Here is a 6,512-nt window from a genome sequence, read left to right as displayed (position 1 = left end):
TGCAGCGGCCACCAGCCGGTGCCGGCGGGCAGGTCGCGGACCAGGGTGGGCAGTTCCAGGCCGACGATGGAGAAGACGACGCTCTCCAGCAGGAACACCACCACCGCGTACACGGCGTGCAGTTGCAGCCGGATGTGCGCGTCGGTGAGCCGGTGGCCGGAGCGGCCGAGGAGCACGCCGGCGACCACAACGGAGGTGACGCCGGAGGTGTGCGCGGACTCCGCGAGGACGTACGCCGCGTACGGGGTGACCAGCGCGATGACCGTCTCCAGCACCGGGTCGGTGGTGCGGCGGCGCACCAGCCACACGAGGCCCGCGACGGCGGCGCCGACCAGGCTGCCGCCCCCGCCGAGCAGCAGGAACTCCCCGCCCGCCGCCGGCAGGCTCACCGAGGCGCCGACGGCCACCGCGATGCCGACGGCGACCTTGAACAGGACGAGCGAGGTGGCGTCGTTGAACAGGCTCTCCGCCTGCACCAGGACCTGGAGCCGGCCCGGGAGCGCCAGGCGGCGGCCGAGCGCGGTGACGGCCACGGGGTCGGTGCTGGAGAGCACGGCGCCGAGGACGAAGGCCATCGCGGGCGGCAGGCCGGCGACGGCGACGGCCGTGAAGCCGACGGCGGCGGCGGAGGCGAAGACGAGGCCGAAGGAGAGGATGGTCACCGGCCGCCAGACCGTGCGCAGGTCGCGCAGCGACAGTTCCTCGGCGGAGGCGTACAGCAGCGGCGGCAGAACGACCATACCGATGACCTGCGGCGGGACGTGCAGCGCGGGGACGCCGGGTATCAGGGCCACCCCGATGCCCGCGAGGACCAGCAGTGACGGCGCCGGCACCCGCAGCCGCCCGGCGAAGGTGGCCACGGCCGTGGCCAGGACCACCAGGACAAGAACGATCGCCACAACGTGCATCGGTGGAAAGGACCCCATCGCAAGAACCGGGGTCACCGCCGCCGATCGCCGCAGTCATCCCCGCGCCGACCAGGCTTCCCGGCACACCTTTGGTCATCTTATCGGAGCATTAGCGGGGTACGGCAGGGGCGAGAACGACGGGACACCGGCGCGCACGGCATGGACAGGGCGTGACCGCCGCTGCTCACGCCGCGCCGACGGTCACTCCAGCGCTCCGCCGACGACGGAAAGCGCACGACGACGAGCCGAGGCACGACGACCGGGCCCCCGGTCAGGCGAACTCGCGCAGGCGCGGCCGCACCCCCAGCACGGTCAGGGCGAGTGCCACCGCCAGGGCCGCCGTACCGAGGCCCGCGGTGGTGGCGTCGAGGTCGTCGTCGCCGTCGGCGACCGCCCCCTCGAAGGCGCGCTGGTTGATCGCCTGGTTGTCCTCGAGCGCGGCGCTGAGCACGCCGAAGTCGGCATTGGACTGGCCCGTATTGAGGCCCGTATTGAAGGTGACGGCCTCCTTGAGCTTGCCCTGGGCGTTCAGCTCCCGGATCCTCCGGTCGTCCCGCTGGTACTGCTGGAATGCGGCCAGCACCCGCTCCGCCGCGTCCTGCTCCCCCGCGAAGGTGATGTTGCGCAGCTCGTCGCCGAGGTACCCGCCGAAGCCGACCTGGCCGTGGTCGGCCCGGTGCTTGTCCGCGAGCGCGGAGAGTCGGTCGTTGTACGTGGCGAGCGTGACGCCGTCGACCCGCGCGAAGGACTGGGTCTTGTCGAGGAAGCTCTGCTCGTAGGCGGCCGCCCGGGCGGGATCGGTCAGATATCGGCTCTCGTCCGCGTTGAGGTCGAACGCCACCGCGCGGGCCCTGCTGAGGGCGATCACCGAGTCGAAGGAGTTGCTCTTGGCGACCACCAGGTGGTGGTCCGCCCGGGAGGTCAGCGTCAGCGCGGTGACCAGGCCGACGAGGGCGAGCAGACTCGTGACGGCCAGCGGCACGTTCACCAGCCGCCGGAAGCGCACGGTGAGCACCCGCTGCAGCAGCCCGAGCGCGCCCAGCACGACCAGACCGGTGAGCAGGATCCACCACCAGCCGCCGGCCAGGGCGTCGCGCTGGTCCGCGTAGTTGCGCTCGACCACGGCCGCGTTGGCCTTGGTCACGTCGTCGACGGCAGGCAGCAGCTGCTGGCGCAGCAGGTCGGTGGCCTGCCGGTAGGCCGCGAGGGCCTCCGCCGAGGGGCGGCCGGCCGGGGCGTGGGCCTGCTCCTCCAGCAGCTGGGCGCGGGCCACCAGGGCCTCGTAGCGGCCGAGTTCACCGATGACGGTCTGCACGGCCCGCTGCCCGGCCTGGTCGCCCGCCACCGCTTCCGTGACGCGCTGCAGGTCGGTGTCGGCCTGGGTGCGCCGCTGTTCGTAGGTGTCCAGGGTCTGCTTGCGCAGCGCCGTGTAGTCCGGATCCGCGCCGAACAGCAACAGGTTCGCGGCCTGGGCGTCCATGTCGTTGAGCGCGAAGTACAGGTCCGCCGAGCGCACCACCTGCGGGGCGGCCTGGTGGCCGATGACGTCCGTGCCGTCCCGGGCCTCGCCCAGGACGGCGGTGGTCACCGTTCCGGCGACAAGCAGTGCGGCCAGGCAGAGGCCGGTGAGAGCGCGCACCAGGCGCGGGGTGTTCCACCAGTCCCGGCTGCGCCAGGAGCGGCCGGACAGGTGACGGGGGGCGCGCGGCGCGGGGAGTGGTACGGCCGTCTCCGGTCGCACCGTCTCCGACGCGAGCGTTGTCCCCATGACAGCCGTACCGCCCGACGTTCCCGTTGGCATCGCCGCGCGCCCCCTCGCCCTGTTTTCACTGGCCGCCGAACCTGTCCCGGAGGAACCCGCCGGGGTCGGGGTTCGGCAAACGGTTCGCCGCCAGGCCCCACGCCCGGGCAGCGAACCGTTTCCTCGCAGCTCACACTAGGTGCGGCCGAACAGCCGTCCGACCGTCCTGACGAGTCCTTGATGCCGCCGGGGATCATCTTGACGAGGCATTGGCGCAAGATCCGTCCGGGTGGGCGGCCGGAACGCGTTCACGGCTGGAACCGGTAGCCGATCCCGGGTTCCGTGATCAGGTGCCGCGGACGGCCCGGGTTAGGTTCGAGCTTTCGCCGCATGCTGGAGAAGTAGACCCTCAGGTAGTTGCCGTTGCCCTCCGCGTCCGGGCCCCAGACCTCGGTCAGGATCTGCTTTCCGGGTACCAGTCGGCCCGGATTGGCCAGCAGCAGGGCGAGGATCTTCCACTCGGTCGGGGTCAGTCGGACCGGGCCGGCCGGGCCGGTGACCGTACCCGCGCCGAGGTCGACCTCGCACGGTCCGATCCGTGTCGTGGGCTCGGGCGCCGACGGGACGCCGCCCAGCGGCCTGCGCAGAACGGCCCGCAGCCGGGCGAGGAGTTCATCCACGTTGAAGGGCTTGGTCAGGTAGTCGTCCGCGCCCGCGTCGAACGCGCGGAGCTTGTCCTCGATGTCGGCCCGGCCGGTCAGCACGATGATCGGCACGGTCAGCGTGGAGCGGACGCCGTGGATCACGTCCACGCCGTCGAAGTCCGGCAGGCCGAGGTCCAGGACGATGGCGTCGGGTGGCGCTTGGCCCGCCGAGTCCAGGGCTTCCTGGCCGGTGGCCGCGGTGAGCACCGCGTAGTGCCGGGCCTGGAGGTTGATCCGCAGGGTGCGCAGCAGTGCCGGTTCGTCGTCGACGACGAGGATGTGGCTCACCGGTCCGCGCTCCTCTCCAGCAGGGCGATGCCGGGTTCCCCGGTCCGAGTCTCCGGTGCTGCCGGCAGGGTGAGGAGCATGGTGGTTCCGCCGCCAGGGGTGTCCTCGACCTCCAGGCTGCCGCCCATGGCCTCGGCGAGGCCGCGGGAGAGGGCGAGCCCGAGGCCGACGCCGGTGGTGTTGTCGGTGTCGCCGAGGCGCTGGAAGGGCAGGAAGACCTGGTCGCGGTCCTCGGGGGCGATGCCGGGGCCGCGGTCGATCACCCGGATCTCGACCTGGTCGACGTGGTGGCTGGCGGTGACCAGGACGGGTGCGCCGGGGGCGTTGTACCGCAGCGCGTTGGTGATCACGTTGGCGAGCACGCGTTCCAGCAGCGGCGGGTCGGCGAGCACCGCCGGCGCAGTGTCCAGGTCCAGCGGCTGGACGGGCGCGTAGGTGTCGGTCAGCGAGTCCACGGCACGCATCAGGACGTCTTCCAGCAAGGTGGGCGCCATGTGGAGGGTGAGCGCGCCGGCCTGGAGGCGGCTCATGTCGAGCAGGTTGTCGACCAGGCGGGTGAGCTTGACCAGGGATTCGTCGGCGGTGGCGAGGAGTTCGTCCTGGTCCTCGGGGGAGAACTCGACGTCGGGGCTGCGCAGCGAGCCGACCGAGGCGAGCGCGGCGGCGAGCGGGGTGCGCAGGTCGTGGCTGACGGCGGCGAGCAGGGCGGTGCGCATCCGGTCGGCGGCCTTGATCGGCTCGACCTCGGCGGCGACCACGGCCAGCCGGTCGCGTTCCAGGGCGGCGGCGACGTGGGCGGCGAAGGCGGTGAGCACGCGCTGGTCGGCGGCGGGCAGCCGGCGGCCGGTGAGCACCAGGACGGCCCGCTCTCCGACGGCCACCTCGGTGGCCTCCTCCTGGCTTCCGGTCTCGACGTCTCCGTCCGTCTCGGCATCACTGCGCGCGATGGTCTCTCCCGTGAGGCTGTCGAGCAGGGCGACGGAGTCCATCCCGAAGGCCGTCCGGGACTTCTCCAGCAGGGCGGGCAGGGCGTCGGCGCCGCGCAGCACGCTGCCGGCCAGGGTGGAGAGGGTCTCGGCCTCGGCGGTGGCCCGGGCGGCCCGGCTGGTGAGCCGGCCGGCGTGGTCCACCACGGTGGAAACGGTCAATGCGACGGTGGCGAAGACCACCAGGGCGACGATGTTGTTGGCCTCGTCGATGGTCAGGGTGTGGAGGGGCGGGATGAAGAAGTAGTTCAGCAGCACCGAGGCGATGACCGAGGCCAGCAAGGCGGACAGCGCACCCCCCAGCAACGCCACGGCTACAACACCGAGTTGGAAGATCAGCGCGTCCGTGGTCAGGTTGAGTGTGCTACGGAACGGCGACAGCGCGACGGTGAGCAGCAGGGGAACGATCAGGCCCGCTGCGTAGCCGGCGATGGTGCGGCGCCGGGAGTGGCGGCGGCCGAGCGCGGGCAGCCGGCCGCGGCCGGTGAACTCGTGGGTGACCATGTGGACGTCGATGTCCTCGGAGGCGTCCACGGTGGTCTGCCCGGTGCCGGGGCCGGTCAGGAAGCGGTTGATCCGGCCCCGGCGGCTGGTGCCGAGCACCAGCTGGGTGGCGTCGTGGGCGCGGGCGAAGGCGAGCAGCGCGGTGGGGACGTCGTCGCCGATCACCACGTGGTAGCTGCCGCCGAGGGTCTCGACCAGCTGCCGCTGCTGGGCGAGCGCGCCGGAGGAGGCGCCGGCCAGGCCGTCGCTGCGGGTGACGTGGACGGCCAGCAGGTCACCGCCGGCGGTGCGGTCGGCAATCCGGGCGGCGCGGCGGATCAGGGTCTCGCCTTCGGGGCCGCCGGTGAGGGCGACCACGACGCGTTCACGGGTCTCCCAGACCCGGTCGATGTTGTGGGTCGCGCGGTAGTCGCGCAGTCCCTCGTCGACCCGTCCGGCGACCCAGAGCAGGGCGAGTTCGCGCAGGGCGGTGAGGTTGCCGACCCGGAAGTAGTTGGAGAGCGCGGCGTCCACCTTCTCCGCCTTGTAGACGTTGCCGTGGGCCATCCGCCGGCGCAGCGCCTGCGGGGCCATGTCGACGAGTTCGATCTGGTCGGCCCGGCGGACCACCTCGTCCGGGACGGTCTCGCGCTGCGGGATGCCGGTGATCTTCTGGACGACGTCGTTCAGCGATTCCAGGTGCTGGATGTTGACGGTGGTGATGACGTCGATCCCGGCGGCCAGGATCTCCTCGACGTCCTGCCAGCGCTTGGCGTTGCGGCCGCCGGGGATGTTGGTGTGCGCCAGTTCGTCGACCAGGACGACGGACGGGCGGCGGGCGAGCACCACGTCGAGGTCCATCTCCTCGAACTCGGCGTCCCGGTAGGTCCGTCTGGTGCGCGGCATCACCTCAAGCCCGTCCACCAGCCCTTCGGTGAACCTCCGCCCGTGACACTCGATGAACCCGACCACCACCTCCGCGCCACGGTCCTGTCGGCGGTGGGCCTCGTCCAGCATCCGGTAGGTCTTGCCGACCCCGGGGGCCGAGCCGAGATAGACCCTCAGCCGGCCGCGGCGGTGCACGGTGCCGGGGGCGAGGTCGCGAGCCATGGGCGCTGCTCTTTCCTTGTGTGGCTGGCAGGTTGGTGGTGCGCAGACATGGGCGACCGACCCGGGCGCGGGGTGTGCCCCCCGTACCCGGGTCGGTCTGGTCACTCGGCAGATCGATGGAGCGTCATCACTTCTGCTCGCTGAGCGCCTTGTTGAGCAGCACGACGTTCACGCCGTCCTGTCCGAGGAAGCCGACGGAGCGGCCCTCGGTGTACGTGTCGACCAGCTGGTTCAGCTTGTCGGCCGGCAGTCCGCGTTCCCTGGCGACCCGGTTGACCTGCTCCTTGGCGTA

Annotated in this window: 5 protein-coding genes; all 5 read right to left on the bottom strand. The window is 72.1% G+C overall.

Annotated elements, in window-relative coordinates:
- Positions 1-908 (bottom strand): cation:proton antiporter (locus AB0D10_RS45635; protein WP_360268830.1); only part of this gene is annotated, 908 nt, incomplete at its 3' end.
- Positions 909-1,179: 271 nt separating this feature from the next.
- Positions 1,180-2,676, bottom strand: a complete 1,497-nt coding sequence (locus tag AB0D10_RS45630; RefSeq protein WP_360268827.1) for a hypothetical protein — start codon at positions 2,674-2,676, stop codon at positions 1,180-1,182.
- 281 nt (positions 2,677-2,957) lie between these two features.
- The gene (locus AB0D10_RS45625) at positions 2,958-3,641 is read right to left on the bottom strand and encodes a response regulator transcription factor (RefSeq protein WP_360268825.1); all 684 of its coding nucleotides are present in this window, start codon (positions 3,639-3,641) and stop codon (positions 2,958-2,960) included.
- The gene (locus tag AB0D10_RS45620) at positions 3,638-6,220 is read right to left on the bottom strand and encodes an ATP-binding protein (RefSeq protein ID WP_360268822.1); all 2,583 of its coding nucleotides are present in this window, start codon (positions 6,218-6,220) and stop codon (positions 3,638-3,640) included. The genes AB0D10_RS45625 and AB0D10_RS45620 overlap by 4 nt, the downstream gene beginning before the upstream one ends.
- Before the next feature lie 127 nt (positions 6,221-6,347).
- A partial coding sequence (locus tag AB0D10_RS45615; RefSeq protein WP_360268833.1) for a potassium-transporting ATPase subunit C occupies positions 6,348-6,512 on the bottom strand: 165 nt, incomplete at its 5' end.

Source organism: Kitasatospora sp. NPDC048545 (assembly GCF_040651155.1).
Taxonomy (GTDB): domain Bacteria; phylum Actinomycetota; class Actinomycetes; order Streptomycetales; family Streptomycetaceae; genus Kitasatospora.
This window is presented reverse-complemented; position numbering and strand designations above follow the sequence as displayed.